Origin of the sequence: Mesorhizobium sp. B3-1-9 (assembly GCF_006439595.1) — a bacterium.
Classification (GTDB): domain Bacteria; phylum Pseudomonadota; class Alphaproteobacteria; order Rhizobiales; family Rhizobiaceae; genus Mesorhizobium.
This window is the reverse complement of record NZ_VFTJ01000002.1, coordinates 320,392-345,995: the sequence shown is the minus strand read 5'-3', so window position 1 is coordinate 345,995 and position 25,604 is coordinate 320,392. Positions and strand designations below refer to the sequence as shown.

General features: G+C 63.9%; 36 protein-coding genes. 15 read left to right on the top strand and 21 right to left on the bottom strand.

All coding sequences use genetic code 11. The annotated features are described in order from the left end of the window. Positions 1–103: 103 nt before the first annotated feature. Positions 104–439 (top strand): hypothetical protein, encoded by a 336-nt coding sequence (locus FJW07_RS05135; RefSeq protein WP_140786044.1) that lies wholly within the window; start codon positions 104–106, stop codon positions 437–439. Positions 440–481: 42 nt separating this feature from the next. Here the strand turns inward: FJW07_RS05135 and FJW07_RS05130 are convergent, their stop codons facing one another. Then, positions 482–631: a hypothetical protein gene (locus FJW07_RS05130; RefSeq protein ID WP_140854873.1), complete on the bottom strand. Its 150-nt coding sequence runs from the start codon at positions 629–631 to the stop codon at positions 482–484. A gap of 246 nt (positions 632–877) precedes the next feature. On the opposite strand from FJW07_RS05130, the gene FJW07_RS05125 reads away from it, so the two are divergent. From FJW07_RS05125 to FJW07_RS31615, 3 genes are all read left to right on the top strand, one after another. Further along, entirely contained in the window at positions 878–1,060 is a 183-nt protein-coding gene (locus FJW07_RS05125) for a hypothetical protein (protein ID WP_140658431.1), read from the top strand. Positions 1,061–1,119: 59 nt separating this feature from the next. After that, positions 1,120–1,500 (top strand): YkvA family protein, encoded by a 381-nt coding sequence (locus FJW07_RS05120; protein WP_140854871.1) that lies wholly within the window; start codon positions 1,120–1,122, stop codon positions 1,498–1,500. A 147-nt stretch (positions 1,501–1,647) separates the two neighbouring features. Further along, complete coding sequence (locus FJW07_RS31615) at positions 1,648–1,809, top strand: hypothetical protein (RefSeq protein ID WP_181175249.1); 162 nt, start codon at positions 1,648–1,650, stop codon at positions 1,807–1,809. Between the two features lie 186 nt (positions 1,810–1,995). Here the strand turns inward: FJW07_RS31615 and FJW07_RS05115 are convergent, their stop codons facing one another. Both FJW07_RS05115 and FJW07_RS05110 read right to left on the bottom strand, forming a co-directional pair. Continuing rightward, positions 1,996–2,220, bottom strand: coding sequence for a hypothetical protein (locus FJW07_RS05115; protein WP_140854869.1), 225 nt, complete (start codon positions 2,218–2,220; stop codon positions 1,996–1,998). Between the two features lie 467 nt (positions 2,221–2,687). After that, positions 2,688–2,873, bottom strand: coding sequence for a hypothetical protein (locus tag FJW07_RS05110; protein WP_140854867.1), 186 nt, complete (start codon positions 2,871–2,873; stop codon positions 2,688–2,690). A 554-nt stretch (positions 2,874–3,427) separates the two neighbouring features. Between FJW07_RS05110 and FJW07_RS05105 the strand changes: the two genes are divergently transcribed. Both FJW07_RS05105 and FJW07_RS05100 read left to right on the top strand, forming a co-directional pair. Next, positions 3,428–4,828: a sensor histidine kinase gene (locus tag FJW07_RS05105; RefSeq protein ID WP_140786048.1), complete on the top strand. Its 1,401-nt coding sequence runs from the start codon at positions 3,428–3,430 to the stop codon at positions 4,826–4,828. Beyond that, the gene (locus tag FJW07_RS05100; RefSeq protein ID WP_140644951.1) at positions 4,825–5,469 is read left to right on the top strand and encodes a response regulator transcription factor; all 645 of its coding nucleotides are present in this window, start codon (positions 4,825–4,827) and stop codon (positions 5,467–5,469) included. Before FJW07_RS05105 ends, FJW07_RS05100 begins: the two co-directional genes overlap by 4 nt. Before the next feature lie 36 nt (positions 5,470–5,505). Here FJW07_RS05100 and FJW07_RS05095 read toward each other — a convergent pair whose 3' ends face one another. From FJW07_RS05095 to minC, 6 genes are all read right to left on the bottom strand, one after another. Continuing rightward, the gene (locus FJW07_RS05095) at positions 5,506–6,063 is read right to left on the bottom strand and encodes a hypothetical protein (RefSeq protein WP_140658423.1); all 558 of its coding nucleotides are present in this window, start codon (positions 6,061–6,063) and stop codon (positions 5,506–5,508) included. 366 nt (positions 6,064–6,429) lie between these two features. Continuing rightward, entirely contained in the window at positions 6,430–6,921 is a 492-nt protein-coding gene (locus tag FJW07_RS05090; protein ID WP_140854865.1) for a hypothetical protein, read from the bottom strand. A gap of 384 nt (positions 6,922–7,305) precedes the next feature. Continuing rightward, a complete protein-coding gene (locus tag FJW07_RS05085; RefSeq protein WP_246680658.1) occupies positions 7,306–8,193 on the bottom strand; it encodes a DMT family transporter in 888 nt (295 codons plus the stop codon). Between the two features lie 424 nt (positions 8,194–8,617). Beyond that, positions 8,618–8,890: a cell division topological specificity factor MinE gene (minE, locus tag FJW07_RS05080; RefSeq protein ID WP_140644955.1), complete on the bottom strand. Its 273-nt coding sequence runs from the start codon at positions 8,888–8,890 to the stop codon at positions 8,618–8,620. Next, a complete protein-coding gene (gene minD / locus FJW07_RS05075; RefSeq protein WP_140644956.1) occupies positions 8,887–9,702 on the bottom strand; it encodes a septum site-determining protein MinD in 816 nt (271 codons plus the stop codon). The genes minE and minD overlap by 4 nt, the downstream gene beginning before the upstream one ends. 105 nt (positions 9,703–9,807) lie before the next feature. Next, a complete protein-coding gene (gene minC, locus FJW07_RS05070; protein WP_140854861.1) occupies positions 9,808–10,710 on the bottom strand; it encodes a septum site-determining protein MinC in 903 nt (300 codons plus the stop codon). Between the two features lie 183 nt (positions 10,711–10,893). On the opposite strand from minC, the gene FJW07_RS05065 reads away from it, so the two are divergent. Continuing rightward, positions 10,894–11,325, top strand: a complete 432-nt coding sequence (locus FJW07_RS05065; protein ID WP_140854859.1) for an SgcJ/EcaC family oxidoreductase — start codon at positions 10,894–10,896, stop codon at positions 11,323–11,325. A gap of 103 nt (positions 11,326–11,428) precedes the next feature. Further along, positions 11,429–11,863 (top strand): hypothetical protein, encoded by a 435-nt coding sequence (locus tag FJW07_RS05060; protein ID WP_140854857.1) that lies wholly within the window; start codon positions 11,429–11,431, stop codon positions 11,861–11,863. Positions 11,864–12,053: 190 nt separating this feature from the next. Here the strand turns inward: FJW07_RS05060 and FJW07_RS31610 are convergent, their stop codons facing one another. Beyond that, a complete protein-coding gene (locus FJW07_RS31610; RefSeq protein ID WP_181166978.1) occupies positions 12,054–12,218 on the bottom strand; it encodes a hypothetical protein in 165 nt (54 codons plus the stop codon). A 209-nt stretch (positions 12,219–12,427) separates the two neighbouring features. Between FJW07_RS31610 and FJW07_RS05055 the strand changes: the two genes are divergently transcribed. Continuing rightward, positions 12,428–12,814 (top strand): DUF982 domain-containing protein, encoded by a 387-nt coding sequence (locus tag FJW07_RS05055; protein ID WP_140703411.1) that lies wholly within the window; start codon positions 12,428–12,430, stop codon positions 12,812–12,814. Positions 12,815–13,014: 200 nt separating this feature from the next. Here FJW07_RS05055 and FJW07_RS31605 read toward each other — a convergent pair whose 3' ends face one another. From FJW07_RS31605 to FJW07_RS05025, 7 genes are all read right to left on the bottom strand, one after another. Continuing rightward, a complete protein-coding gene (locus tag FJW07_RS31605; protein WP_181166977.1) occupies positions 13,015–13,164 on the bottom strand; it encodes a hypothetical protein in 150 nt (49 codons plus the stop codon). A gap of 100 nt (positions 13,165–13,264) precedes the next feature. Continuing rightward, the gene (locus FJW07_RS05050) at positions 13,265–13,447 is read right to left on the bottom strand and encodes a hypothetical protein (RefSeq protein ID WP_140658411.1); all 183 of its coding nucleotides are present in this window, start codon (positions 13,445–13,447) and stop codon (positions 13,265–13,267) included. A 95-nt stretch (positions 13,448–13,542) separates the two neighbouring features. Then, positions 13,543–13,818 (bottom strand): DUF1488 domain-containing protein, encoded by a 276-nt coding sequence (locus FJW07_RS05045; RefSeq protein WP_140658409.1) that lies wholly within the window; start codon positions 13,816–13,818, stop codon positions 13,543–13,545. Further along, positions 13,815–14,141: a hypothetical protein gene (locus FJW07_RS05040; protein ID WP_140854855.1), complete on the bottom strand. Its 327-nt coding sequence runs from the start codon at positions 14,139–14,141 to the stop codon at positions 13,815–13,817. Before FJW07_RS05040 ends, FJW07_RS05045 begins: the two co-directional genes overlap by 4 nt. Further along, positions 14,138–14,374, bottom strand: coding sequence for a hypothetical protein (locus tag FJW07_RS05035; RefSeq protein WP_140854853.1), 237 nt, complete (start codon positions 14,372–14,374; stop codon positions 14,138–14,140). Before FJW07_RS05035 ends, FJW07_RS05040 begins: the two co-directional genes overlap by 4 nt. Positions 14,375–14,485: 111 nt before the next feature. Next, positions 14,486–14,791, bottom strand: a complete 306-nt coding sequence (locus tag FJW07_RS05030; protein WP_140854851.1) for a hypothetical protein — start codon at positions 14,789–14,791, stop codon at positions 14,486–14,488. Further along, positions 14,788–15,051: a hypothetical protein gene (locus FJW07_RS05025; protein WP_140854849.1), complete on the bottom strand. Its 264-nt coding sequence runs from the start codon at positions 15,049–15,051 to the stop codon at positions 14,788–14,790. Before FJW07_RS05025 ends, FJW07_RS05030 begins: the two co-directional genes overlap by 4 nt. 581 nt (positions 15,052–15,632) lie before the next feature. Here FJW07_RS05025 and FJW07_RS05020 point away from each other — a divergent pair. From FJW07_RS05020 to FJW07_RS05010, 3 genes are all read left to right on the top strand, one after another. Then, positions 15,633–15,842 carry a hypothetical protein gene (locus FJW07_RS05020; RefSeq protein ID WP_140854847.1) on the top strand — a complete coding sequence of 70 codons (210 nt, stop codon included), beginning with the start codon at positions 15,633–15,635 and terminating at the stop codon, positions 15,840–15,842. 47 nt (positions 15,843–15,889) lie between these two features. Continuing rightward, complete coding sequence (locus tag FJW07_RS05015; protein ID WP_140644967.1) at positions 15,890–16,081, top strand: hypothetical protein; 192 nt, start codon at positions 15,890–15,892, stop codon at positions 16,079–16,081. A gap of 73 nt (positions 16,082–16,154) precedes the next feature. Then, positions 16,155–17,546 carry an FAD-binding oxidoreductase gene (locus FJW07_RS05010; RefSeq protein ID WP_181182566.1) on the top strand — a complete coding sequence of 464 codons (1,392 nt, stop codon included), beginning with the start codon at positions 16,155–16,157 and terminating at the stop codon, positions 17,544–17,546. Between the two features lie 39 nt (positions 17,547–17,585). Here FJW07_RS05010 and FJW07_RS05005 read toward each other — a convergent pair whose 3' ends face one another. Both FJW07_RS05005 and FJW07_RS05000 read right to left on the bottom strand, forming a co-directional pair. Further along, a complete protein-coding gene (locus FJW07_RS05005; RefSeq protein ID WP_246680657.1) occupies positions 17,586–18,455 on the bottom strand; it encodes a BA14K family protein in 870 nt (289 codons plus the stop codon). Between the two features lie 128 nt (positions 18,456–18,583). Continuing rightward, the gene (locus FJW07_RS05000) at positions 18,584–19,708 is read right to left on the bottom strand and encodes a KamA family radical SAM protein (protein WP_140854843.1); all 1,125 of its coding nucleotides are present in this window, start codon (positions 19,706–19,708) and stop codon (positions 18,584–18,586) included. A 146-nt stretch (positions 19,709–19,854) separates the two neighbouring features. Here FJW07_RS05000 and FJW07_RS04995 point away from each other — a divergent pair, with 146 nt between their 5' ends. Then, a complete protein-coding gene (locus FJW07_RS04995; RefSeq protein WP_140854841.1) occupies positions 19,855–20,790 on the top strand; it encodes a hypothetical protein in 936 nt (311 codons plus the stop codon). Between the two features lie 14 nt (positions 20,791–20,804). On the opposite strand, the gene FJW07_RS04990 is transcribed toward FJW07_RS04995, so the two are convergent. Beyond that, entirely contained in the window at positions 20,805–22,361 is a 1,557-nt protein-coding gene (locus FJW07_RS04990; protein ID WP_140854839.1) for a serine hydrolase, read from the bottom strand. A gap of 147 nt (positions 22,362–22,508) precedes the next feature. Further along, positions 22,509–22,913: a VOC family protein gene (locus FJW07_RS04985; RefSeq protein WP_140854837.1), complete on the bottom strand. Its 405-nt coding sequence runs from the start codon at positions 22,911–22,913 to the stop codon at positions 22,509–22,511. Between the two features lie 122 nt (positions 22,914–23,035). Between FJW07_RS04985 and FJW07_RS04980 the strand changes: the two genes are divergently transcribed. Together FJW07_RS04980 and FJW07_RS04975 are read left to right on the top strand one after the other, a co-directional pair. Beyond that, positions 23,036–23,740, top strand: a complete 705-nt coding sequence (locus tag FJW07_RS04980) for a YafY family protein (protein WP_140644973.1) — start codon at positions 23,036–23,038, stop codon at positions 23,738–23,740. A gap of 169 nt (positions 23,741–23,909) precedes the next feature. Then, complete coding sequence (locus FJW07_RS04975; protein WP_140854835.1) at positions 23,910–25,568, top strand: acyl-CoA synthetase; 1,659 nt, start codon at positions 23,910–23,912, stop codon at positions 25,566–25,568. Positions 25,569–25,604 lie beyond the last annotated feature (36 nt).

The following is a 25,604-nucleotide window of genomic DNA, read 5'->3' as shown; positions in this document are numbered from 1 at the left end:
CCAAATGCTTGTTTTGCCGTTTATTTCAGCGGCTGCCGGCACACAGCGTGGCGCCAGCCGGCTGCGTCGGCCAGGTATCGCCGAGGGCGGAAAGGAGGCCGCGATGACACGGCCGACAGTGGAAATAGGCGACAGGGTGGCTGTCATCGCCACGGTGGTCGAACGCACCGAGGACCGCGTGATGCTGAGGCTCGACGGCGACAGCCATAAATATTCGATGGTCGAGCCCAATGCCAAGGCTGGCGACAAGCTCAGACTCGAGGGCGAGGTCGTGCATGTCGACGAGGATCTCGGACGCACGACCGTGCAGGTTCTGGGGCGCGTGACCGTCGACACCCGGTCGGTCGAGATGGTGACGCGACGTTGCGACCTCGACCATATCGGCTCGAACGTGCCGGGCCACCCTCGCCCACGCACCCCGCCGCGACCGCATGGGTGAGCCGGGGCCGAGCCGCGATTCTGTCGTGGGACGATGACCGGTCTAATGGCGCTTGAAATACTGCACTTCGCGTTCGTGCTTTTCCGCCGCTTCGCGCGACTTGAAGGTTCGTAGATTGCGGCGCTTGCCGGTTCTCGGATCGATTTTGCGCGAATAGAGCCTGTATTCGCCGGATTTCAGCTTGCGGATCATGGCGGTCTCCTTGTGAGCCAAGAACCTAACCCGCCTGGGGCCGTCGCGGTTCCAGGTAGGCCATCCAGCCCGCTCACGGCCCGGCCGCAAAAAAGCGCCGCTGTCGGTGAACCATTTCACGGACGTAAACGACCCAATATCGGAATCGAGACCGCAACGACACGATTAGGTCGGATTATTTGTATTCAAATGACTTTGGCGACGTTATGCGGATGTCGCCGAAGTGCCGGATCTGAGGAGGGTGAGATGGTTACGGCGAAGCTTCACGGCGTTGAACTCGTCAGGGGCCAGAAGTGGACGGTGCGCGTCACCGCCTATGGCACGACGCTAATCTTTCCCTTCGAAGCCGAGCAATATGCGCGCTCCTATGCCGATGGCCAGGCCTTCCGCCTCGGCGTCGAGGTTGTCGAGTTGAGGGACTGCGCCTGAGAGGCCGAGCCATCGATCGCCAAATGGCCTGAAGACCCGCGCACCCATATATAAGCGGCATGTCGACATTCGATACGGCGAAGCGGTGGGCGCGCAAGATCAAGCGCGATGTGGTTGCGCTCTGGATCGCCGCCCGCGATCCGCGTGTGCCCTGGTATGCAAAAGCCGCCGCGGGCGCAGTCGCTGCCTATGCGCTGAGCCCCATCGATCTTGTCCCGGATTTCATCCCGATCATCGGCTACCTGGACGACCTGCTGATCGTGCCTGTCGGCATCATGCTCGCGGTCAAGCTGGTTCCGTCCGATCTGATGCAGGAATTCCGCGAAGAGGCCGCGCGACGCGAGAAGCCGGCGAGCAAGGCCGGGCTCGCCTTCATGATCGCGCTCTGGGTGCTTGCGGCGTTGGCCCTCGCCTGGCTGTTTTGGCCGAAGCCGGCCTAGATCCTTCAGCCAGGGCAGCCGCGCATGCCGGCGGAATCTCACTCGGCAGCTAAATTAGCTGTCCCTTGTAATTTATGCAAATCAGGGCCATGCTGGCCGAGCGCGTGAAATGGCAGGCGCAATGGGTGGGTCAATTAGGGGTAAAGCGTGATGGAGTTCGCAGTCTGCTACGACCACAGCGGGTTCGATCTGGCACGGTCGCTCTTCCTCGATGTCACGGCGTTCTTTGCGCTGATGGCGCCATGGGCGGTCGCGCGGCTCATCGAGATGTCGCGCGAGGATGGCGCAGTCGGGCTACAGCCGGTCTGAGGCTCGAGCCGCCACTTTGCTAAGAGCGTTTCGCGGAAGCGCCGAACCGCTCCAACTCTCTGTGCTTTTCCTGGAATTGCTTTAAAAGCGCGTCGCGCTGGAGCGGATTCTGTCGACGCGCTTTAAGCCTTTGTTTTCATGGATGTCGTTATCGCAAAACCGCTGCACACTTTTGCGCGACATGCATTAGCCGTCGTGGACGACCTTTCGGATCGACAGGTCGTCGCCGAACAACGCCGAACAGTCGATCTCCTCCTGGAAGTTTGCCTGCGGATCGAGCACCAGCCACGAAGCGTGCGTGCGAAGATCCTTCAGCTTGGCATTCTTTTGCGCGCGCGCCAGGCGCTCGGCCTCGGCAACCGAGGCCTGAAAAGGCCTTTCGGCCTTGCGATGGTGAAGGATCCTCGACATAGCGGCGGAAAACGCGCTTGCCCCGCTTTTCGTTCCGTCGAAAGCGGCGGGTCGGACGCCTCGACCCTAACGCGTTCCCTGTTCGACGGTGGCGCGGCAGGACCTCCACGCGTCACGATACCCGCGAAGCGCATTTCTTTGCGCCCTGTTTCAAGCGGTATCGAGCATGAGCGCGCGCCGGATCGTCGGCTGAGGTAGCCCGGCTTGCCTTGGCGGTAAAAGAGTACGGCTCTTTGACGGACAAGCCGGGCTAAAGCGCCGACCATTGGGTTTCCTTGGGGGGAAGCCGGCGCAGAGATAGAGTGTCCGTTTCCCGTTGCGCCCGCAATTGTCGCTGAGGTCCTATGCCCCAGCGCAATGGTCCGACCGGCTGGAGACGTGATGCCGTAATTCCGGACGGAAGGCTACGGGAAAGCGCCGAGCCTAACCGCTCATACTTTTCCTGGAATTGCTCCACGCCCGAACGCTCAAGCCCGCGTAAGACGGTCGCCCTTTTGCAGCGCCCTCCTGACGAAAAGCTCGGCATGCTGCGCCCATTCCGCTTCCGCGACGTCGTTCTCACGAACGGACTGCCTGAAAGCTTCCCGCAGAGCCTCGAGCTCAAAGATCGACAGCCGCTGGTTTCTTTTTTGTTTTTTTGTGCCGGCGTCCATAGTGCGTTGCCAAGAACCGCAAGGTGAAGCCCATCGCATATGCGGCGGCTGTTCGACCCATCAACACCGTGGCCCTGACTTCTTTTGGGGGCAAATTTTGCCGCGCCCGCGTCTTCTGCCGGGACGATCCGGGCTCCGCCTGCCGGATGTGGACGGGGGTTGCATGCCGATCCATCCGGCAGGTCCGCCGCTATATGTCTGCACCTACAACGCCCGATAAAAGACCGCCTCGGGCCAGGGCGCGGGCGTGGCGCTATATCTTGCAGGTTATACGTCTTTTGGTATGGACCCGGCGCTCGATTGATGGTTGTCTCGGCATTGCTAAAATCATCCATGATTTCAGGTGGCAGCCGGCCCGCGTCTTCCCCGTCAACAGGAATGACGCGGGCTTTTGCCGCTCGGGGAGAGCCGCCCTCGCCGCTGGCGAAGGCAAGCCCGTTCGAGAGCGCGCAAACCCGTCGCCATTAACCTTCCCCATGGGCACGGACCAAGGTCGGTGTCGCAATTGCCGTCCCTCGCCTATAATCTTGCAAGCGGGTGGGTGAGCGGGGCCGATGTTTGGGAGATATTTCACGCGACTTGCACGAATCTGGAGCGGGCTGTCGCTGGCTTGGCAGTTCGTGATCGCGGGCGGCATCGGCCTTCTGGCGGTGATGCTCGTGGTCGGGCTGTGGGTGACGTCGCAGATTCGCGAAGGGGTGATGCACAATTCCGCCACCACGACAGCGCTCTATGTCGACAGCGTGATCGCGCCGCTGCTGCCTGACCTGCGCAAGAGCCGCGAGCTCGACGATTCGGTCAAGCGGGCGCTGGACGAGACGCTCGGCCAGGGCGCGCTCGGAAAGAGGCTGGTGTCGTTCAAGCTGTGGCGACGCGACGGCATGGTGCTCTACTCCGACGACTCGGCCCTGATCGGCAGAACCTTTCCGCCCAACGCCAATCTGAAGTCGGCCTTCGCCGGCAATGTCGTGGCCGAATACAACAACCTCAGCGACGATCCCGAATCGGGAGACGAGAAAGCGGTGAACGCGCCGCTGTTCGAGATCTACAATCCGGTGCGCGAGCCCTGGTCGGGCGAAGTGGTGGCGGTGTCGGAATTCTACGAGGTCGCCGACGATTTCCAGGAAACGCTGAACTCGGCGCTCAGATGGACGTGGCTGGTGGTGGCGGCCGCCACCGCGGCGGCGCTGGCGCTGCTCTCCGGCATCGTTTTCCGCGGCAGCCGCACCATCGTCACCCAACAGGCTGCGCTAGAGGCCAAGGTTGCCGAATTGCAGGCGGCGCTGGCGCAGAACTCGTCGCTGCGCCAGCGCGTCCAGCGCGCCTCGCGCCGCGCCACCGCCATCAACGAGCGGTATCTGCGGCGTATCGGCGCCGACCTGCATGACGGGCCGGCGCAACTGGTGGCGCTCGCCGCGCTAAGGATGGACAGCCCGGTGCTGGTTGATCCGACCACATCGAGCACGCTGCGCGAGGCCGAGATCGCCGGCATCCACAAGACGCTCGGCGAGGCGATGCGCGAGATACGCGGCATCTGCAACGGACTGGTGCTGCCGCAGATCGAAACGCAGGCTATCGCCGATATCTTGCGGCTGGCGGTGGCCGAGCACGAGCGGCGCACCAGCACCAAAGTGTTGCTAACTCTGCCCGAGCGCTTGCCGGAGCTCGGCACCTCGGAAAAGATCAGCATCTATCGCTTCGTGCAGGAAGGCCTGAACAACGCCTACCGCCACGGCAAGGGCAAAGGCCAGCAGGTCAGAGCCACGACGAAGGGCGGCAAGCTCCTGGTCGAGGTGCTGGACACCGGCCCCGGCTTCGACCCGGCCCGAAGCGAAGGCCTTGGGCTTGCCGGCCTCAGGGAACGGATCGAAAGCATAGGCGGGCAGTTCGAAACGCTGACCGGCCCGGGAGGAACCAGGCTGGTGATCACCTTGTCTGTCGAGGAGCAACCGTGAGCACATCCATCCGCATCGCAATAGTCGACGACCACCCCCTGTTTCGCGAGGGCGTGGCGCGCAGCCTCGGCGAGATAGGCGGCTTCGAACTTGTGGGCGAAGGCGCCAGCGCCGAGGACGCCGAAAGGCTGGCGCGCGCCAGCACACCCGATATTCTCCTGCTCGACATCAGCATGCCGGGCGGCGGCCTCAACGCGCTGGCCGGCATCCTTTCAGCGATGCCCGAGCAGAAGATCGTCATGCTCACCGTGTCGGAAACCAACGCCGACGTCGCCCTGGCGCTGAAGGCCGGCGCGCGCGGCTATGTGCTGAAAGGCGTCGGCTCCAAGGCGCTGGCCGAGATCCTGCGCGACGTCGCCAACGGCCAGAGCTACGTATCGCCGAGCCTGTCGGCGAGGCTGCTTTCCGACCTTTTGCAGCCCACCGGCAGCAAGCCCGATCCGCTCGGCCAACTCACCGGCCGCGAGGCCGAGATCCTGAAACTGGTCGCGGAGGGGCTCAGCAACAAAGAGGTGGCGGCCCGGCTGTCGCTGCAGGAGAAGACGGTCAAGCATCACATGACCAGGGTGCTGGCCAAGCTCAATGTGCGCAACCGCACCGAGGCGGCGCTGCTGATGCACGAGGCGAGGGAAAGGAACTGAGGAACTAGGTTCCCTCTTTCTTCAATTCTTCAACCCTCACAGGTTCAGCAGGCGTGACAGATCTTCCTCCGTCGCCTGCCGTTCGATGATGGTGCGGCCTTGCGCGTCCTTCATCTCGAAACGGCCGTTCTGGACCTGCTCCTTCATGCCGTTGCTATGGATGACGGTAACCTTGTCGCCATCGATCGAGAGCGTGTCGCCGGTTGCCGCGTTGGTGTAGCTGTTCTTACCGCTAGGATCAGTATTGTTCTTACCGCCGGGATCGGTATTGCCCTTGCCGCTGTTGTTGCCCGGCCCGGCATTGGGGTTGCCGCCGCCGGCATTGCTGTTGCCGGAATTGCCGCCGGCATTGCTGTTTCCACTGTTGCCGCTATTGCCTGAGTTCGAGCCGCCGGCGGAACCCGAATTGCCGCCACTGCCGTTGCCGCCATTACCACCGTTCCCGCCGCTATTGCTGTTGCCGGCATCGGCCGTGGCTACGGCAATCCTCGGCGAACCCTCAAAGATGACGTGCCAAGGCGCAACGGTCAGCGCCAGCGCGCTAAACGCGCGCAGCGCGAGCCAAGCAAGCCTGCTGAAGAGGCGGTTTCGCATATTTTCTCTTCGTTCCGGTTCTGCCTCGGCATGGCCGAAGTTCCGCTCGCGGCACAGCCGAGGCGGAACCGGTGTCTTGACCAGGGCAAGAATTCACATCCGGCGAGGCGACGAAAGCGGCCCACGACCCATGCCCCGGCCAGTCGGACCATTTCCGGCGCCATGGCTGACCAACGTCGCAACAGGTCTTGCCGCGCAAAAAATTACCCCCGCACGAAGGCGGGGGTAAGGTGAGTAGCCAAGTTCTACCGCAAGACGATCAGGACCGCAGAGACGAAGCAAAAGGTGGCAACCTGATTTTGCAGCGCTGACCTCCGGTCCCTTAAGATCTAATCCCGATAAAACCTCGCTCTCACAAACTCTGTCTCACAGATTCTTCAGGCGATTGAGATCGGCCATGGTGGCTTTCCGGTCGACGATGGTGCGTCCGTACTTGTCTTCCATCCTGAACCGGCCGTTCTCGATCTTCTCCTTCATTCCATTGCGGTGCGTGACCTGGATTCTGTTGCGTGTGGCCTCGACCTTGTCGCCGGTTACAGCATTGACGTGACTATCGACATCGGCGGTGCTTGCCGCGCTGGCGCTGCTGTTGCCATTGTCGCTGTTGCCATCATTATTGCCGTTGTTTCCGCCGCTGTTGCCGTTGCCGTTGTTGCCGCCGCTGTTGCCGTTCCCGCCGCTGTTGCCGCCGCCGTTCCCGTTTCCACCGCCGCCATTACCACCGCCACCGCCGCCTTTGCCGGCATAGGCCTTGGTCACGACGAGACCATCAATGGAGAGACTGAAAGGCGTGACGACAAGCGCCAACGCTGCCAGTGCTGGCAAGACTAGCCTGCAGCCCCCGCGCGACGCGCGCATTCCGTTCTCCCCATGCCAACCCTTCAGCCCGTCGGCCGAACTACCCCACCGGCAATGTCGCAGCATAAGCATCCCCAATCGGCAAGGCATAAGGAAGTGGCCCACGACCCTTGTCTTGTCCACTCGGACCTATTGCAATTCTTTCATAGGACCTAAGTCTTATTTCAACCACTGGGTGCGGCCGAACATTGCCGCCGCAGAGGTGCATTTTCCAAAGTCTACCAATTCCGAGCAGCGGGCTCCGAAGCGGTTCACCGTTTCATGGAAACGGCAAACCACCGCGCCTCCTTGTTTTGAAGCAGCTCCGGGCGGAAGGCCACGGCGAAGCGCTGGGCCTGACCGCTTCGCGCATTTCCAGGAATCGCCTTGGTTCGGAAGATGGATTCAGGCCGGCAAAGGCATCGGCCGCCGCGCCGCAACCGCCGTGCCGAAAGCGGCGGCAATGACGGCGGCGACGCCTGCGCATTGCAAAAGGTCGAGCTTCTCATGCAGGAATAGAAAGCCGGTGAGCGCGCCGCCCGCCGGCTCCAGGCAGACCAGCATGCCGTAAACCTTGGCCGGCATGCGGGCCAGCACCAGCATTTCCAGATAGAAGGGCAGCGCGCTGGAGAACAGGCCGACCACGGCGGCGCCTGCCATGATGTGCGGATCGGTGAGATAGGCCTGAGCAGCGTTAAAGCCGAAGGGCAGCGCCAGCACGGCGGCGATCGCCATGCCATAGGCGGAGGTGCGGACGCCGAGTTCGGCGCCGGCCTTCTGCGCGAAGATGATGTAGAGCCCCCAGCAGGCGCCCGCCGCCAGCGCCAGCGCCACGCCGGTCGGATCGAGCCCGCGGCTGATACCGGCAAACGGCGACAAAAGCACGATGCCGACGACGGCCAGCGCCACCCAGACAAGGTCGAGCAGGCGCCTGGAGCCGAGCGTGGCGACGAACAGCGGCCCGGTGAATTCGAGCGCCACGCAGACACCGAGCGGAATGCGCTGGAGCGCGGCATAGAACAACATGTTCATGGCGCAGACGGTGATGCCGTAGGCGGCGAGCCAGGGCAGGTTTTTGCGCGAGGGCAGCACTTTCCAGGGCCTCAGCACCGCCGCCAGCATCAGCGCGCCAATGGCGAGCCTCAGCATGGTCGTGCCTTCCGGGCCCAGAACCGGGAACAGCCCCTTGGCAAAGGCGGCGCCGACCTGCACGGAGAGCATTGCACCGAGCAGGCCAAGCACCGGCATGGCGCCGACAGGGGCCTGTTGGTTAGCTTCCTGTGCTGCGGTCAATCCTGGCTCCATCCCTGGTTTAGATGTGGAGATAGGGCGCGGGCGCCACGCTGTCGTGAGGCAGCGGGAGGCGGATCGATGGGGCAAGGGCAGCGAGGCTTGTCGCCTTCGCCGTCCCAGGGCGGAGCAAGGAGCGAAGCAACGCGCGCAGACTCGAGGATCCAGGCCGTTACGCTAAAGCGCGTCGCGTCGAAACGGATTCACGCGATGCGCTTTAGGTCGTTGCTTGATGCATGTCGTTGTCGCAAAACCGAGGTCACTTTTGCGCGACATGCATTAAAGCGTTGCAACGATTGTAGAATTCTCCACGGCCGAACTCCGTGGCAAGGTCACGGAATGGATCCTCGGGTCAAGCCCGAGGATGACGAGCGTCAGGGCACGCCCCCTCCCCGATCCGCTGCGCGGATCGGCCTACCCCATCAACTCACCCCGCCATGGCGAGCGGCGCGGCGCTCTTGTTGGGGATCTGGATGTCGATCTCCAGCGTCGACATGGTGGCGCCGCGATCCATCGAGACCTGGAGGTAGTCCTGGTCGATCTGCACATGCCTGGCAATGACCGCCATGATCTCCTCGCGCAGGATGGAGACGAGATCCGGCTGGCCGCGGCTCTGGCGCTCATAGGCGAGCAGCAGCTGCAGCCGCTCGCGCGCTACCGGCGCGCTGGTGCGCCGCTTGAAGAGATCGAGGATGCTCATGCGGCCCTCCTTCCGAGAAGCCGGTCGAGGAAGCCCTTGCGTTCGAAGGGGACGACCACCGGCAGGTCCTCGCCTTCCAGGCGTCTTGCCGCTTCGAGATAAGCCTTTGCGGCACCATTGAGCGGTTCCGAGAGCGTGACGGGCGAGCCGAGGTTGGAGGCCCGCAGCACATCCTGGCTTTCCGGGATGATGCCGAGCAGCGGCGTGGAGAGTATCTCCAGCACGTCGTCGATCGACAGCATCTCGCCGCGCGAGGCGCGCGCCGCGTCGTAGCGGGTGACCAGCACGTGTTTTTGCACCAGCTCGCCCTGCTCCGCCTTCATGGTGCGGGCGTCGAGCAGGCCGATGATGCGGTCGGAGTCGCGCACCGACGACACTTCCGGGTTGGTGACGATGACCGCCTCGTCGGCGAAGCGCATGGCGAGTTGGGCGCCGCGCTCGATGCCGGCAGGGCTGTCGCAGAACACGTAGTCGAACACCGAGCGCAGCCGGGCGATGACCTCGGCCACGCCCTCTTCGGTCAGCGCGTCCTTGTCGCGCGTCTGCGAGGCCGGCAGCAGATAGAGCGTCTCCAGCCGCTTGTCGCGGATCAGCGCCTGCGACAGCTTCGCCGAGCCCTGGATGACGTTGACGAGGTCGAACACCACGCGGCGCTCGGCGCCCATGATGAGGTCGAGGTTCCTCAGGCCGACGTCGAAATCGACCAGCGCCACCTTCTTGCCGGTCTTGGCCACGGCGGCGCCGAGCGCGGCCGTCGAGGTCGTCTTGCCGACGCCCCCCTTGCCCGATGTGACCACGACTACCTTGCCCATATATCCAGCCTCCATTGGCGGTTTTTATTCTCTGGCCGTGCGCGGCACGGCGGACTCGTTAACAACTTTGGCACGCGAAACCGGTCCGAAGCTTGCGCCGCCGGACTAGCCGAGCGGCACCACGCACAGCGCATCGTTGTCGAGGAAGGCCTGCACCGCCTTGCCGCGCGAGACGCCTTCCATCTCCTCGGCCGTGGTGTACCAGCCATCGACGGCAAGCAGCTCGGCCTCGTTCTTGCGGCAGAAGATGCGCGCCGAAATATTGCCTTCCGAGCCGGCGATCGCGCGGCCGCGCAGCGTGCCATAGACATGGATCGAGCCGCCGGCGACGATTTCGGAACCGGACGCGACCGAGCCCAGCACGATCACGTCGCCATGCGGATGGAAGACCGACTGCCCGGAGCGGATCGGCGCCTTGATCATCAAAGTGCCGGCCGAAGGCACCGGAACAGCGCCCAGCCCGGGCTTTTCCGCTTCTGCCTGGGCCGGCTCGATCCTGACTGCTTCCAGCCTCGCCAGTTCGGGGTCGACCGGTTCATCGCCGGACATCTCGATAGGAGAAACTTCCGCCTGCTCCACCTCCGTGGCCGGCTGGGTCGTCTGAATAGCCTGCACCCGCTCCCCGGCGGCGGTCATTTCGAGTTCTTCCGCTCGCGCCTTGCGGGCTGCCCGGCCGAGCAGTCCCTCGGCGGTCGCCTCCTTGGCGCCGGCGAGCAGAGGCGGCAGCTCGGGCCCGAGCTCGGCGCCTTCCAGTTCTATGGCGTAGACGCGGATGCCGCGCGAGCCGAGCACGCCGACAAGCGCGCCAATCTCCTCCGGCCCCGGCTGCAAAATGTTCAGATCCAGCACCACCGGACGCCCGTTGAAATAGCCCGGCGAGTTGGCGATCCAGCGATCCAATCCCTCCAGCCAGTCGGCGATCGGCGCCTCCGGCGTCAGCGTGAAAGCGACGAACGAACGGGCGCGAAAGCGGATCGATTTGTTGTGCAAAGGGGCGGCGAAGGTCACGTCCAAGCGAATCCTTACTCAATGGTTAAAGGGTGCCGGGGCAATGGTTAACAAAAGGTTAATTTTGGGGATTGGGGCCGTTAACAACTGACGCGGCTGAGTTCTGTGGCAGCGCGGTGACAGGGCTTGCCAATGCCGCTATCGTCTCATCCCAAGCTGGCGCAAAGCAAGGGAGATCATGTCATGAGGTTGGAGGTCGGCAGGCCAGAGGATGCGGCTATTGCCTTTGCCGATGCCTGGAACAGACATGACATGGACGACTTCACGGCGCTGTTTTCCGAGGGTGCCAATTTCGTCAATGTCGTGGGCATGTGGTGGAAAAGCCGCGCAGAGATCGAAGCGGCGCACCGCGCGACTCATGGGACTATGTTTCGCGACAGCCGGTTGGAGGGAGTCGTCTCGTCCGTAGTCGAGTTGTCTCCTGGCCTTGCATCGGTGCACTATAGATGGACCCTGACCGGCGCCTCTGCTCCGGATGGCTCGCCAGCCGGAACACGGGAAGGCATCCTGCTTCTGGTGGTGGGGAAGGAACAGGCCGGCTGGCAGATAAAGGTGGCCCAAAACACCGACATTGTGCCAGGGGCGATCGCTCCCCCTGCCAACGCGACGAGATAGCGGCCAAGCTCGCAAGGCGTGTGAAGCGCCTAATATACGAAGCGATGCGCGCGGACCATCCTCTTGCCCGAGACTTTCCACTCTCTTCAGGAAGGAGACGGGCATGGGCATCGATCGGCAAGACAGCAAGCGAGCAGGCAAGACAGGGGCCGCCATGGCAGCGCTGATGCTGCTTGCAGGATGTATGACGCACCAGCCAACTGGCACGGACGCATACCGGACGAGCAGCATAGACCAATGGCTGACGACCGACGATGCCGACAAGGCGGCCAGCGCGATGAGCGCCAAGGGCATGATGCCGGCGACCATCAACTGCCGGTTCGCCGACACCACGCCTGGCAAGGTGGCCTACCGCTCGAAATTCACCTGGAAACGGGCGCCTGCAAACACACGCTACCATTGGGAAGTCGGCGACCCGGCCTATCTCGCCAGCAAGGATGTCGCATCCAGCAGGGTTGGGCTGCGCCGGACGTTCGCGAAGACGGTGCGGGATCCGGCCACGGGGCAGAAGGTGGGGTGCTCGATCTGGGTGAGCTAGGTCTGCTGCGGGATCGGCCGTGGCTACGATGGCTGGAAGCGTCGCGGCAGAGTACGTCGTCGCAGATGGATGATTGAGCTGCTCCAGCCAGTCGGCAATCGGCGCCAGCGTACAAGCGAGGAAAGAACGCGCAAGGATGCAAGTGGATTTGCCGTGCAAGGGACGTCGAATGCCAGGCGCATGGACCCGACTATGATTTCCCGGCCTTGAGCGCCTTTGCCTCTCTCACAAGAGATGGCCAGTTCAGCCCGACAAGATAAATGAGTTCGAGCGCCTGAGCTTCGGTGATGCCGGTCTGCCGCACTAGCCGCTTGACGATATCGTCAAGCGTCGGCTGGCTTTTGTCGCGCGCCATTGCATTCCCCTTTCGTCCCCAACGGCGCTCGCTTCTCGATAGTTCCGCTAGCCAGGCAGGAAATGTGGGCGCACAGTGGACTCTCGCTGATGCGGCGAGGACAGTCCGGCTTGACCTCTTGCTAAACGGGTCGGGCTGTCCAGCAGCTTCGCTTCGGACGGTCCAGAAGCTCTGCTTCGGACTGTCCAGAAGCTTCGCTGTCGCTTCGTATGGATATGACCCGCGTTCGCGCGTCTAAACTATTTTTTGTTTCGCGCGGCCGGAGCGACCCGATCGAGGTCGCCTTTCGACAGATCCGTAAGAACAATGCTTGCTATGTTGGGGGCGCCGGCCTAAGCCCAGCAATGGCTAATGAAAAATTCGACCAGCCAGTGACGGTTGTCACCGAGTTGACTGGCGGCGGGCACGAGACAATCGGCGACGCGGCCGCGTGCCTGGACTTCCTGCTCAGAAGATGGCGCGGCAAACGCAGCGAAAAGCATCGTGCGGCCGTTCAGGCCTGCGCGGATACGAATAGTGGGCGCCGCCCGGCCTCATTCGCGCGAAAGGCGTTCATAGTCGCCGCCCGCGAGGCCGCTATTCTGGTGACCTCCTAAGGCTCCTCACGGGACCTGAAATTCCTGTTTTCAATATCGATGATGTCGCCGCAATTTTCGCACTCCATCTGGGTGTGAGTGCGAATCCAGCCTACGCGTGTTTTGGCATGGTGGTGGCACCGAGGGCATTCGACATCGATTTCGAAGTGGTCGGACTCTCGCTTTGTCATCGCAGTCCCCAAGGCTGGCCTGACGCGGCATCATCCGTTGTCAGTATTCCGCTCCGGCTCGTTTTCCTGCTCCACTACCTTGCCTTTCGCCTCTTTGGCCGCGAGCTTCGCCTCCTTCTTTGCCGCTTTCGCCTGATCGCGCTTACTGCGCTCGTATCGATAGTTGGGCTTCATCGCCATGGCATTTCTCCCGCTGGATCATTGTACGGCCTGGATTTGGGTATGCCTGGGGTCGCAACCGGTCATAGGATAGAAGGCCCAAACGGACGGTGGCGGAATATCAAATCAGGCGATTGCGTTCCGCGATCTCGCGTGCCCGCCTGACTGTCCCGTCGGTGTCCGCGAGTTTGCGCCGCGCTGCCTCGTCCTTCCTGATCGTCAGCCGCACTGGCATGATGTCTGAGCGCCTCACGACCGGCTTGATAGCGACCGGCGGTGCCTCGGGGGTTTTCATCGAACGCATCGGCGTTATCCTTTCACGTAAGACGACAGCCAGGGGGACTGCCAGCCGCCGCATCGCTTGCCTGCATGCTCGTTCTTTCGATATCGGCTCCCCGCCTATCGGAAACCGGTGGATGTCAAGGTGTAGGAGTTCCGCCGCTCGCGCGCATAAGCTTTGCTTGCGGCGTCTTGGATGGAACCGCGCAACGCGTCGAATGCCGAAAGGTATGCGTTCTCGGCAGTTTCCTTGCCGCCAGGATGGTCGCCAAATGTGCCTAATGCCTCTACTTCGACGAAAAAACGGACCTGGAACATACCGTCATGCCCAATGAAGCATACGGCGTTCCGCGTCTCGTCGAAACTTCGGCTGGGATTTGGAAAGGCAAGCGTCATGTTTGATCCGCCCGCATTTCGGTATGTTCAAGTGCCATCCGGGTCCCGTTCCATTCCTTCCGGCCCGCGGCATTGCGACGATTGAGATCCAACATCCTTTTCGTCGCATGCGCATGGGTGAGACCGACCATCGGAACGCCGTCGACATAGGCGGGAATTCCCGTGAAGACGTGGTAGACGGTCCAGGAATGATCAAATTCGACGCGGCGACCATATTGAAGGTCGCTGAAGTCATGGCCCAAGATGCCGCCGTTGTGTCGCGAGCCGCCGAATACGGCATTTTGAACCCGCTCGGTTTCGTCGTTGGGGATGGTTCTGTTCATACCCGTCCTTCCCCGCCTCCCTGCGCGGCAATGATCTCCGAATAAAGGGCTGCGCCATCGGCTTCGGTGATCGTGACGGCGTCCGGCCATTGCGGCATGTTCAGCGTCCTCGCCAAGAGCCGCGCGATCGCGATGGCGTTATCGAGGTCGGCCGCCAGCGCCGTCTCGCGGCCGATGACGGCACGCGCGTCGTCGGCGACACGCGTGCGATAAAATTCGATCACGACCTTCATCGGGGTCCGCCGCGCCATCAGTCCTTGGCCTTCGCCGGGGCATTGATGACGGCGCACTCGATCTGGTTGCCAAACAGACTTTCCTGCTTCCTGGCCTCGCAGTTGGAACGCTTATGTGCGCTGGCCATGTCCGAACGTCCTTTCGATGAGGGCAATGCCATTGTCCGATGCCGGCGTCTCGACGCGCTCCAAACTGTCCTCGGTCACCACGCGCTCATGCGGTTCGCCGTCGCTGCGGATGCGGTATTGTGGGGAGCTTCCCTTTGGCGGCAGCGTGCCGGTGACACGATAGATTTCGTCAGTCTTCGGACCGGCGCCAACACCGCCCTTCAGCCGGACCGCTTGTCCGATGTCAAAAAGACGAGGGGGAGCCCCGTGCTGGATGGGGCGTGCGTTGCGTTGCAAGAGGGTTGTCATGGTTGTCTCCGGTCCTCGACGAGCGCGGCCTCGAGCGTGGCCGGTTCGATCGGTACCATTTGCCGCGTGGACTCTTTTGCGGAGATCGCCGGCAGGTGAACGAAGGCGGCCACGCGGCGCCATGCGCTGCGCGAAGCCCCTTCGAGGGATTCCTCATCGAGATCGACGCGGTAGTCGCCGGGCGGCCGCGGCGCATCGAAGCCCGGCAGCATAAACGCCGCATTGAAGCGAACGACGGTCGGCGTGGTGCGAGTGGTCACTTGCGGCTTCCTGCGGAAACGCGCGCATGCGCCTTCCGCTTCAATTCCAGCCGAACCGCCGAAACGATGTCCGACGCTGCCAGTACATCCGTGGTCAACGCCGGCATCATTTCAGGGTTCAAACGAAGCGAGTTGCCGCGCCGGGAGCGGCGCAGTGCATTCGCTATCGAAAATTCGGAGGCGGATGGCGAGGCTTCACTATGACGAAAGCCACCTCGACCAAATCAACGAATTTTATGTATGCACCCCAATTACGCTGCGAACAAGATGGCGGACGCGCTTTATTTTTCCTGGTTAAATAAAAAAGCGTCGCTTGGAGACTGAAAAACAAACAGAAATTCTTCTCATCCGCGCTGATATTTTCCGAGTCTCGTAATTATTCCGCCCGATATTTTTAGGGAATCCAGCTGTTGATTTCGGCATTCCTATCTATCGCCCGTCAGGCCGTCTATAAAGACAGGCATCCTCGCCTTTGCCGACACAGGAAGACGCACCCTTGAAATCCGCTCTCCCAAACAATCGCGTCATCCGGCGCGCCGCTCCCGGCACCCGCCACCACCTCGATACTCGGGGTCCTCTCCATGCCTGAACCGACGCCTCACGCCCTCGGCAAATTCGACGCCAAGGCGCCGGCCGCCGTGACGGAGCCAGCCAGACCGAAGCGCCTGGAGAATGCAGCGGCGCGTGGGCTGGCGGCGCTCTCTTCACACGGATCGCTCGCCTTGAAGCTGTATGTGATGCTTTGGATCGTCGCCTTGGCGGTGTCGGTATTTGTCATGGTGAAGGCCTGACAAGGTCGGCCCGTCGCCTGGAGGCGCAAACGAAAAGGAATGTGTGCATGGCAAACCGTTACGCGCTTCGAATGGACCGGCCAAACAGCTGGACCGTCTTCGACATCTTCACCGGCCAACCTGCCGAGGTCGAGCAGAAGATCATGGTCGGCATCAGGACACGCCGGGCCGAAAAGCTGGTTGTCGAACTGAACATCCAAGACGTCAAACGGCGGGAAGACGCTCACAGGACGTCCTGATCCCGCCAAGGCGGGTGGCTCCCATGCTTTGCTGCATCTATAGGGTAAGGATTCCTGGATGGAGCCAGCCAGCGTGAGCGACGACAAAGCCCTCATCACCTCCCTTCGCATTGCCTGCGCCACCTCCACCATCTGGAACGCCGCCGAGCTCGCGTCGCGCGATCCCGGCTTCGATGCCCGCAATTTCGGCGCCTCGGCGCTGGTGCGGCCGCGCGATGTCGAGGGTGTTGTGGCGCTGGTGAAATTCTGCGCGGAGCATGGCATTAGCCTTGTCCCCCAGGGTGGGCGCACGGGGCTGGCGGGCGGGGCGGCGACTTGCTCCGGCCAGGTGATCTGCGATCTCGGCGGGCTGAACCGGATCGAGGAGATCGACCCGTTCGCGCGCGTGGCGATCGTGCAGGCGGGCGTGACGCTCGGCGCGTTGCGGGAGGGGGCGGCCCGGCATGGGCTGGACCCGGGCGTCGACCTTGCCGCGCGCGGCAGCGCCACGATCGGCGGCATGGTTTCCACCAATGCCGGCGGCATCATGGCGTTTCGCAACGGCACGATGCGCCACCGCGTGCTCGGCCTGGAAGCCGTGCTGCCGGACGGGCGGGTGTTTTGCGATCTCACCCGGGTGCTCAAGACCAGCGCCGGCTATGATTTGAAACATCTCTTCATCGGCGCGGAGGGCACGCTGGGCATCGTCACCCGCGTGGCGGTGCGGCTCGATCCGGTTGCCGGCGCCAGCGCCACCGCGCTTGTCGGCGTGCCGGATGCACGAAGCGCGCAGCGCATCGTGCGGCATTTTCTGGGCTCGACCAGCGCCCGGCTCACCGGCGCCGAGATCCTGTGGCGCAATTTCGCTTCGCTCATGCAGCGGGCGCTGAACTATGCGCCAGGCAGCCTGCCGCTCGACGCGCCCTGCCTTCTGGTGCTGGGGCTCGGCGCCGACAGCGTCGAGGCGGCGCGACAAGTGCTTGAGGGCGGGCTGGCGGCGGTCTGGGAAGAGGCCGGCATCATCGATGGGCTGGTGGCGAGCTCCGAGGCCCAAGCCGCCGCGATGTGGCGGCTGCGCGAGGAGACCGAGCAGATCGAGCGCGCGCATCCCCTGGCGCCCTCCTTCGATGTGTCCGTGCCAGGCGGCGGGCTGGATCAGTATGTGGCGCGCATCGAGGCGGGGCTGAAGACGCTCGACGCCTCTTACGCACCATACGTCTACGGCCATCTCGCCGACGGCAATCTGCACATCTCGATCAATTGCGACGGGCCGGTCTCGCATGAGCGGCACGCGGCGATCGAGGACGTGCTTTACGAGGGTCTGCGCGAGGCCGGCGGCTCATTCTCGGCCGAGCACGGGGTCGGGCTGGAGAAGCGCGACGCCTATGAGCGGCACGCGGACCCGGTGAAGCGGGATTTGGCAAAGGCGATCAAAGAGATGATCGATCCGGGTAATGTGATGAATCCGGGAAAGGTCGTAGGGTGAGGTTGGCGGCCCTAGCCTTTCGGAGTGCGACTCTTCCCCCTACTCGCACTGGCGGCGCGGACCGCCGTCGAAGGGCTGGTAGGAGTTGTCCTGCGGGTCGTAGGAGCGGTAGCGGCTGAAGCAGTAGTCGACGTGGTCGCCCGATACCGGGCGACCCGATGCCTGTTCCCGGGCGGCCTCTGCCTCGGGCGAAATCTCTTCCGGCGGGCCGCCATAGGTGGTGGCGTAGCCGTCGGCCGACGGGGCGTAGCCTTCCATCTCGGCCTGGTCGTCGCTCATCTGATCGTCGCTCGTCCGGTCGTCAGGCATGGCGTTCTGGCGATCGCTCGCTGCTGTCTGGTCATTCTGGCCTGCGCCCGTCGAGGCGGTGCGGCCGTCGCCGGGATCGTAATAGGGTGAGACGCAGGGGCGCAGCTCGCCGCTGTAGGAACGGTAGCTGTTTTCCGCCGGGCGGTAGCTGCGATAGCGGGTGGCGCACCATTGCAAGTGGGCGACGGGCAATTGCTGCTGCTGCGCCTGCTGATCGACTGTCGCCGGCTGTTTGGCCACGCCGGCGTCGGGCGCTGGCTGGCCCGGGCCAGAGACGTCGGGCAATGGCTGCAGTGGCGGCGCCGCAGGAGCCGCCGTGGCCCCGCCAAGCGCCGTCGTCTGCATTCCGCTATCGGCCTTGGCCGGCTCGCCAGTCTTGGCGGGCGCAGCCACTACCTGTCGGGCGGGAATGCGTTGAAGGTTCTGTTCCTGCCGATCGACCGGCTGGGCATCCTTCGTCCAGAGCTCGGAAACGCCGATCGCAGGCGTTGCCTGCCGCACCGGCTTGGCGGCGAGCAGCCAGGTGGCGAAGGCAAGCCCGCTGGCAAACACGGCCAGGGTCAACACGAAGCCGCCGGCAATTCCCAACAAAGCCTTCACGCAACGCTCCTTCAGCTCCCTCTCATAGAATGCAGGGCGCGGGATGGAGTTCCTTGTGCCGCGCAATGGGGCCAAAGTCGGGCGGGCACGCGCAGTCGCCGAACGCCGGTAACGCAGATCGTCGCGGCCTAGACAATCACTTCCTTGTACTCCCGCACCTTGCCGTCCTGGCCGCTGATCCGCCAGGTATCGCCTTCGCGGCCCTCGATATGGCTCGCGGCCAGCGCCACCTTGCCGCCGCCGTCGGGGAGGTCGATGACATAAGTCGGGTTGCAGATGCCGGAGAGGCGCCGGCGCAGTTCGGCGACCAGCACCTGGCCTTCGGCAATCGTGGTGCGGCGGTGCGCCATGCCGCGCGCGAGGTCGCCGTGGTGCAGGTAATAGGGTTTCACGCCCAGCCGGTACATCAGCTCGCGGCAGAGTTCCTCCAGCACCTCGACCTTGTCGTTGACGCCTTTCAGGAGAACGCTCTGGTTGAGCAGCACGAAGCCCGCCTGTCGCATCGTGCGGCAGGCCGCCTCGGCTTCGGCGGTGAGCTCGCGCGGATGGTTGAAGTGGGTCACAACAGTCACCATCAGCCGGCCATGCAGCGCCTCGACCAGGCCGAGTGTGATGCGTGACGGCAGCGCCACCGGCACGCGGGTGTGGATGCGCAGAAGCCTGAGATGCGGGATCGCCTCCAGGCGGGCGCGGATTTCGGCCAGCGCCTTGTCGGGCAGCGACAGCGGATCGCCGCCGGTCAGGATCACCTCGCGGATTTCCTTGTGTCCGGCGATATAGGCCAGCGCCGGCTCCAGCGCCTCGCGCGTATAGCCGCGGCCGATCGAGGTCAGCGACTCTTTCCTGAAGCAGAAGCGGCAATAGACCGCGCATTGATAGGTGGGGAACAGAAGCACGCGGTCGGCATGGCGGTGCGTCAGCCTGGCCACCGGGCTGAAGGCATGGTCGCCAATCGGATCGTCGAGCTCGCCTTCGGCGGCGACAAGCTCATCCGGCGACGGGATCACTTGGGCGCGGATCGGGTCGTCAGGGTCGTTCCAGTCGATCAGATCGAGATAGGGTTTGGGCACGCGCACCTTGTGCGCGGTTGCGGCTTCCTGCGCGGCGGCGCGCTCGGCTGGCGAGAGCGGCAGGGACGCGAGGTCGCGGACATGGCGCACACCGGCGCGGACGTCGTCTTGCCAGGCGGCGCCATTTTTTCGGGCGGAATCAGGATCGCCCGCGGCGGCCGGTTCTCTGAGGTCTGAGGTCATCGGGATCTCGGGTGGCAATTCGCGCTGGATATCGGCCCGATCGACGGCGGGGTCAATGGCGAGCGACGTCGCGGCTCCAGCAGCACCATAGGTATTTGAGCGAAATAGCTTTAGTCTGCGCTCTCAGGGGCTTCGGGACGACACAAATGAATTTCAGCGCAGGTCATGGCTACCTCCTCATCGGCGGTCTCATCCTGGTCGGCGCGGGACTGCTGATCCTCTCGCTGATCGTCAATCTGCGCGTAGCCCTCAGCGTGCGCGACGACGTGCGCCACCGCGAAAAACTGCTGGAATACTACCGCAACGTCTTCTCGCAGCTGGGGGTGATCCTGATCGGCATCGGCGTCTCGCTGTTCATCTTTTTCTTCCAACAGAACTACCAGGACCAGCGCAAACGCGAGACCGAGCTGCAGCAGGTGCTCGCCAAGCTCGCCGCACGCATCGCCCGCGGCGCGCCGGTCATGCAGTCGCTCGATGAGTTCGACGAGTTGCTGGATGAGGGCGGCCCGTATCTCAGCCCCGATCTCGGCGGCAAGAACACCGCCGTCAGCCTACAGGGGACAGAGCTCGGCAAACAGGCGGCCAAGATTCTCCTGGTCGAGCGCGACGTCGATCTTGGCGACTTCGAAATACTGAACCTGTCGCGCGATTTCGAATCCTCCTTCGTCGTCAATGAGCTTGATCCCAGGCTGTGGTTCGACATCGTGCGCGACGAGAGCGAGATCAAATACGCCACCACACAGCTTGCGCTCGACTACAAGGACCTGCAGCAGACGATCGGCGGCGAGCCGGCGCAGACAGGGGTCGCCGATCCCGAAAAGGAGCGCAGGATCAAACAGGAGGTGCTCGACATCTTCTACGATGCCGACTTGCTGCGCCAGCGCGCCAGAAGGCATCTGGCCCGGGCCTGCTGGCTTTTCAGCCAGGGGCGCGGCTTCGTCAAAGCTGTCCCGGTCGATGAGATCGAGGCCGATGCCAAATCGCACCAGCAATGGCTCGACCGGTCGAAGCCGGTGCTGACGCAGTCGAAATCAGGCAGCGGCGACTGTTTCGCGCTGCTCCAGTACGGGCGGGCGTCCTGACCGCCCGACCGCTTTCAATCGGAGATACGTCGCAGCGTGCCCATGTGATTGTCGTCGAGGAAATCGATGGTCATCGCCGACGCTTTGCCGTCGGGGCCGACGGCAAAGCTGACGCCGGCGGGCCTGTCGGGTGTCTCCGCGTCAGGGAAGGTCACGAAGCGGTCGCCATCGAAATGCGCCAACGAATAGGATCGCGCCCCTGACGGTCCGAGCTTGAGCACAAGGCCCTCGCCGGCGCCCGACACCACGGCATCGCCGATGAAGTCGTTGGCATAGCGGCCGGCATAGGCGCCGGCGCGCCGGGACGGGGTCGGCCTGGGCGGCGGGCTAGCATAGGCGGCCTTGGCCGCCTCGATCATCGGGCCGAACAGCCCGACATAGATGCCGTTCCACGCCGCGATCCAATCTTTCTCGACTTTACCGTCGAAGACGAGATCGGCGAAGCTGTCGGACAGCCCCTCCGGCACTCCTGTCGGAAAGGCGTTGGCGAGGATGACGATACCGAGCTTCTCCTTTGGAAAGATCGTCACCAGAGTGCGGGCGCCGACGCTGAAGGCACCGGCATGGCTCCAGCTCAGGCCGTGCCGGCCGAATTCGATGTTCCAGCCAAGGCCGTAGAAGGATTCGCCGCCGGAGACCGGGTTCTTGCCGCGCGTCATCAAGGGCACGTGGGTTTGGTCCAGCGCATCGGCGGCAATCAGGGTCTTGCCGGCATAGGAGCCGTCGCCGAGCAGGAGGCGTACCCATTGCGCGAGATCGCGCGCGGTTGAGCTGACGCCGCCGGCAGGCGCCTGGGCGTCCGGATCGCGCCTGATCTTGGCAGCCCAGACGCCGTCGACCCTGACGTGGAGCGCGGCGCGATCGGCGCGCCTCATGAAGTCGGCGTGACGGGAGCTGGTCGAGGCCATGCCGAGCCGACGGTAGAGTTTCTCCTCGGCGATTTCTTCCCACGGCTTGCCTGTCGGTTTGGCGGCCGCGACGGCGCCTTCGGTCAGACCGAAATTGGAGTAGGAGTAGCCGGCGCGAAAGCTCGACGATGGCGGCACGAAGCGCAGGCGGTGGAGGATCGTGGCGCGATCATAGCCTATGTCCTCGAGATCGTCTCCAGCGGTGCCTGGAAGCCCGCTGCGATGCGAAAACAGATCGCGGATGGTGAGCTCACTGGTTGGATAGGGATCGGCAAGCCGGAAGGCCGGATCGAGGTCGACGACCTTGGAATCCCAGGATACTGCTCCGTCGCTGACCAGCGCGGCTACGATCGTGGCCGAGACCGGCTTGGAGAGCGAAGCGATCTGGAACACCGTGTCGGCATCGACGGCCTCCGGCTTTCCGGCTTCGCGATGACCGAACCCCTTGAGAAAGACCACCTCGTCGTCGTGCACGACGGCGATGGCGAGGCCGGGAACATCACCATTGGCGACGGCGCCTTGCGCCAGCACTTCGAGCCTGGATAGCGCGGCAGTGATCCGCTCGGGCGTGATGGGGTCAGCCGCCGTCGCATGGGGCCAAAGTGCGAACCCCACGACGACGGCCCAAATCCTGAAACGACAGAGATTCCGATCAAGCCGCATGCGCGCCCTCCCCTCCCTGCATTCACCAGGCCATAGTACAGGGTGGTGCGCACGCGGCCAATCCTTGCACAACTCTCCTCCGCAGCAGCTTCGGAATGGGCAGGAGGGGAAACACTGGCGAAATGCGCCCGCCCCTGTCGATCTGCCTCACCGCTCGAACTTCCTGATCGCCTCAGCCGTCACCGGGGTGAAGAAATTCACCAGATTGCCGTCGGGATCGCGAAACAGAAGCGAGCGGTTGCTCCATGGCATGGTGGTGGGCGCCTGCACCAGCGCGCCATCGATGAAACCGCCCAGCCGACGGTACGCGTCATCGACATCGGCGACGCGGAACTCGACGATGGCGCCGCGGTTCTCGCCGGGGCTAGCGACATGGTCGCCACCGAAGAGTCGAAGCGTGCGCGTGCTGCCGATCGCCAGCGTGCCGGCCGCGGTGACGAGCTCGGCGAAATCCTCGGTGTAGAGTGTGAGCTTGATGCCCGTGACCGTCTCGTAGAAGGCCACGAGCCGCTTGACGTCGGTCGTGATGATGCGGGTCGAAACGAAATTCATTTGGTCGTCTCCGTGGAGTGGCCGACGAAGAAATCTTCGCGGCTGGACGCGCCCGTTCAGGCACCCTGCCCCGACTTGTGGACCAGGCCTGCTGCCACCATAGTGGCAACAGGAGACATGCCTTGCGCCGCGCCGACAGACTGTTTCAGATCATCCAGATCCTGCGGCGCTCGAGCCGGCCGATCACCGCCGGCCAGATCGCCGAAGAGCTCGAAATCTCGCGCCGCTCGGTCTATCGCGACATCGCCGACCTCATCGGACAGCGCGTGCCGATCCAGGGCGAGGCCGGCCTCGGTTATGTGCTCGACCGCGACTACGACATGCCGCCGCTGATGCTGACGCCGGACGAGCTGGAGGCGGCGGTGCTCGGCGCGCAATGGGTGGCCGACAAGGGCGATGCGGTGCTGGCGGGCGCGGCGCGCGACCTGATCGCCAAGATCACCACCGTCGTACCCGAGCGGCTGCGCCCCTTCGTCAGCCAGCCCAGCGTCGGCGCGCCGCTCAGCCGCGCGAGCCTGCCCGACGGGCTGGATATCGCGCGGGCGCGGGCCTCGATCCGCAACGGCCACAAGATCCGTATCTTCTACCGCAACGAACAGGGCGACGAGAGTGAGCGCGTCGTCTGGCCGACGATGATCGGCTATGCCGAAACGGTGCGGCTGCTCGCCGCCTGGTGCGAGCTGCGCCAGGATTTCCGTCATTTCCGCACCGACCGGATATCCGCCGCGACTTTTCTCGACGAGCGCATCGGCTGCCGGCCGGCTGAGCTGCGCGGCCGCTGGAAACGGCACATGGAAGCGCAGGGAATTCAACTGCCGCAAAGCTAGCTGGCCCCTAACTTGCTGGTTGGAAACGCTTTGAGCGGCGAAAGCTTCCTTCGCGCAACCGTCGTCGCCTCACTCTCGACTTTCGCCGCAATCGACCCGCGTCCTCTTTTCATGCAATCTCGCCGAGCGGCGATCATGGGGAGATGTGCGCCGCCGAGGGAGGATTGCCATGACCAAGACGCAAGCGCGGCCGCGCTATGAGGATGCCGTTGCGCAATTCCGCATCGAGGACGAGATCGCGCGCCTTCATGGCGACCCGGCCACCGGCATCAACGCCTATGTCGAATGCTGCGGTCGCTACACGGGCGAGAGCCGGCTGGCGCTCCGCGCGATCTCGGCTGGCGGGGAGTTGCGCGAATATTCCTTCGACGACCTCGCCGACATGTCGGGCCGCGTCGGCACAATGCTGAAGGAGCTTGGCGTACGGCCCGGCGATGTCGTCGCGGGCATGCTGCCGCGCATTCCCGAGCTGGTGGCGTTGATCCTCGGCGCATGGCGCGTGGGCGCGGTCTACCAGCCGCTGTTCACGGCTTTCGGGCCGAAGGCGATCGAGCATCGCCTGAGCTACAGCAAGGCCAGGCTGGTGGTGACCAACCCCGCCAACCGCGGCAAGCTCGACGAGGTGGAGAACCGTCCGCGCATCGCCACCATCCTTGGCCGCGGCGACATGCTGCCCGCCGGCGACATCGATTTCCGCGCGGTGCTCGCGACCGCCTCCCCCGACTGCGAGCCCGTGATGCGCAAGGGCCCGGACCTGTTCATGATGATGTCGACCTCCGGCACCACCGGGCACCCGAAGGGCGTGCCGGTGCCGCTCAGCGCGTTGCTCGCCTTCGGCGCCTATATGCGCGACGCGATCGGACTACAGCCCGACGACATCTTCTGGAACATCGCCGATCCCGGGTGGGCCTATGGGCTCTACTACGCCATCACGGGGCCGTTGCAGCTCGGCATCGCCACCACCTTCTACGAAGGCGCCTTCAACGCCAAATCGACCTACGACATCATCGAGCGCCTGGGCGTCACCAGCCTCGCCGGCTCGCCGACGGCCTATCGCCTGCTGATGGCGGAAGGGTCCGAGGCCGCGGCGCGCGTCAAAGGCAGGTTGCGCGTCGTGAGCAGCGCCGGCGAACCGCTCAACCCGGAAGTGATCCGCTGGTTCGACGCCAATCTCACCGCGCCGATCCACGACCATTACGGCCAGACCGAGAACGGCATGATGGTCAACAACCATCATGGGCTGGCGCATATCGTGCGCACAGGCTCGGCCGGCTTCGCCATGCCGGGATACCGCATGGTGGTGCTGGATGACGAAGGCAACGAGGTCGGCCCCAACCAGCCGGGCGTGCTCGCGGTCGATATCGCCAGATCGCCGCTGCGCTGGTTCGGCGGCTACCACGAGGCCGAGACGCCGGCGATCGTGGGCGGCTATTACCGCACCGGCGACACGGTGGAATATGAGCCGGACGGCTCGGTCTCCTTCATCGGCCGGGCCGATGACGTCATCACCTCGTCCGGCTACCGCATCGGTCCGTTCGATGTCGAAAGCGCGCTGATAGAGCATCCAGCGGTCAATGAGGCGGCGGTGGTCGGCGTGCCCGATCCGCAGCGCACCGAGATCGTCAAGGCCTTCGTGGTGCTGGCGCCCGCCTTCAAGGGCAGCGAGGCGCTGGCCGAGGAACTCGCCCAGCATGTGAAGAAGCGCCTGTCGGCGCATTCCTATCCGCGCGAGGTCGAGTTCGTCAGCGAACTGCCGAAGACGCCAAGCGGCAAGATCCAGCGGTTCCTGCTGCGGAAGGCCGAGGTGGAGAAGCGCAAAGCGGAATAAAGATTTGCCGCTGCCTTGATTTCCGCCACGCAAAAG

Bases quoted from the DNA above. Each gene is read 5' to 3' on its own strand.
- FJW07_RS05135 (WP_140786044.1), top strand. From the start codon at position 104: ATGACACGGCCGACAGTGGAAATAGGCGACAGGGTGGCTGTCATCGCC.
- FJW07_RS05130 (WP_140854873.1), bottom strand. From the start codon at position 631: ATGATCCGCAAGCTGAAATCCGGCGAATACAGGCTCTATTCGCGCAAA.
- FJW07_RS05125 (WP_140658431.1), top strand. From the start codon at position 878: ATGGTTACGGCGAAGCTTCACGGCGTTGAACTCGTCAGGGGCCAGAAG.
- FJW07_RS05120 (WP_140854871.1), top strand. From the start codon at position 1,120: ATGTCGACATTCGATACGGCGAAGCGGTGGGCGCGCAAGATCAAGCGC.
- FJW07_RS05115 (WP_140854869.1), bottom strand. From the start codon at position 2,220: ATGTCGAGGATCCTTCACCATCGCAAGGCCGAAAGGCCTTTTCAGGCC.
- FJW07_RS05110 (WP_140854867.1), bottom strand. From the start codon at position 2,873: ATGGACGCCGGCACAAAAAAACAAAAAAGAAACCAGCGGCTGTCGATC.
- FJW07_RS05105 (WP_140786048.1), top strand. From the start codon at position 3,428: ATGTTTGGGAGATATTTCACGCGACTTGCACGAATCTGGAGCGGGCTG.
- FJW07_RS05095 (WP_140658423.1), bottom strand. From the start codon at position 6,063: ATGCGAAACCGCCTCTTCAGCAGGCTTGCTTGGCTCGCGCTGCGCGCG.
- FJW07_RS05090 (WP_140854865.1), bottom strand. From the start codon at position 6,921: ATGCGCGCGTCGCGCGGGGGCTGCAGGCTAGTCTTGCCAGCACTGGCA.
- minE (WP_140644955.1), bottom strand. From the start codon at position 8,890: ATGAGCATCCTCGATCTCTTCAAGCGGCGCACCAGCGCGCCGGTAGCG.
- minD (WP_140644956.1), bottom strand. From the start codon at position 9,702: ATGGGCAAGGTAGTCGTGGTCACATCGGGCAAGGGGGGCGTCGGCAAG.
- FJW07_RS05065 (WP_140854859.1), top strand. From the start codon at position 10,894: ATGAGGTTGGAGGTCGGCAGGCCAGAGGATGCGGCTATTGCCTTTGCC.
- FJW07_RS05060 (WP_140854857.1), top strand. From the start codon at position 11,429: ATGGGCATCGATCGGCAAGACAGCAAGCGAGCAGGCAAGACAGGGGCC.
- FJW07_RS31610 (WP_181166978.1), bottom strand. From the start codon at position 12,218: ATGGCGCGCGACAAAAGCCAGCCGACGCTTGACGATATCGTCAAGCGG.
- FJW07_RS05055 (WP_140703411.1), top strand. From the start codon at position 12,428: ATGGATATGACCCGCGTTCGCGCGTCTAAACTATTTTTTGTTTCGCGC.
- FJW07_RS31605 (WP_181166977.1), bottom strand. From the start codon at position 13,164: ATGGCGATGAAGCCCAACTATCGATACGAGCGCAGTAAGCGCGATCAG.
- FJW07_RS05050 (WP_140658411.1), bottom strand. From the start codon at position 13,447: ATGCGTTCGATGAAAACCCCCGAGGCACCGCCGGTCGCTATCAAGCCG.
- FJW07_RS05045 (WP_140658409.1), bottom strand. From the start codon at position 13,818: ATGACGCTTGCCTTTCCAAATCCCAGCCGAAGTTTCGACGAGACGCGG.
- FJW07_RS05040 (WP_140854855.1), bottom strand. From the start codon at position 14,141: ATGAACAGAACCATCCCCAACGACGAAACCGAGCGGGTTCAAAATGCC.
- FJW07_RS05035 (WP_140854853.1), bottom strand. From the start codon at position 14,374: ATGAAGGTCGTGATCGAATTTTATCGCACGCGTGTCGCCGACGACGCG.
- FJW07_RS05030 (WP_140854851.1), bottom strand. From the start codon at position 14,791: ATGACAACCCTCTTGCAACGCAACGCACGCCCCATCCAGCACGGGGCT.
- FJW07_RS05020 (WP_140854847.1), top strand. From the start codon at position 15,633: ATGCCTGAACCGACGCCTCACGCCCTCGGCAAATTCGACGCCAAGGCG.
- FJW07_RS05015 (WP_140644967.1), top strand. From the start codon at position 15,890: ATGGCAAACCGTTACGCGCTTCGAATGGACCGGCCAAACAGCTGGACC.
- FJW07_RS05000 (WP_140854843.1), bottom strand. From the start codon at position 19,708: ATGACCTCAGACCTCAGAGAACCGGCCGCCGCGGGCGATCCTGATTCC.
- FJW07_RS04995 (WP_140854841.1), top strand. From the start codon at position 19,855: ATGAATTTCAGCGCAGGTCATGGCTACCTCCTCATCGGCGGTCTCATC.
- FJW07_RS04990 (WP_140854839.1), bottom strand. From the start codon at position 22,361: ATGCGGCTTGATCGGAATCTCTGTCGTTTCAGGATTTGGGCCGTCGTC.
- FJW07_RS04985 (WP_140854837.1), bottom strand. From the start codon at position 22,913: ATGAATTTCGTTTCGACCCGCATCATCACGACCGACGTCAAGCGGCTC.
- FJW07_RS04975 (WP_140854835.1), top strand. From the start codon at position 23,910: ATGACCAAGACGCAAGCGCGGCCGCGCTATGAGGATGCCGTTGCGCAA.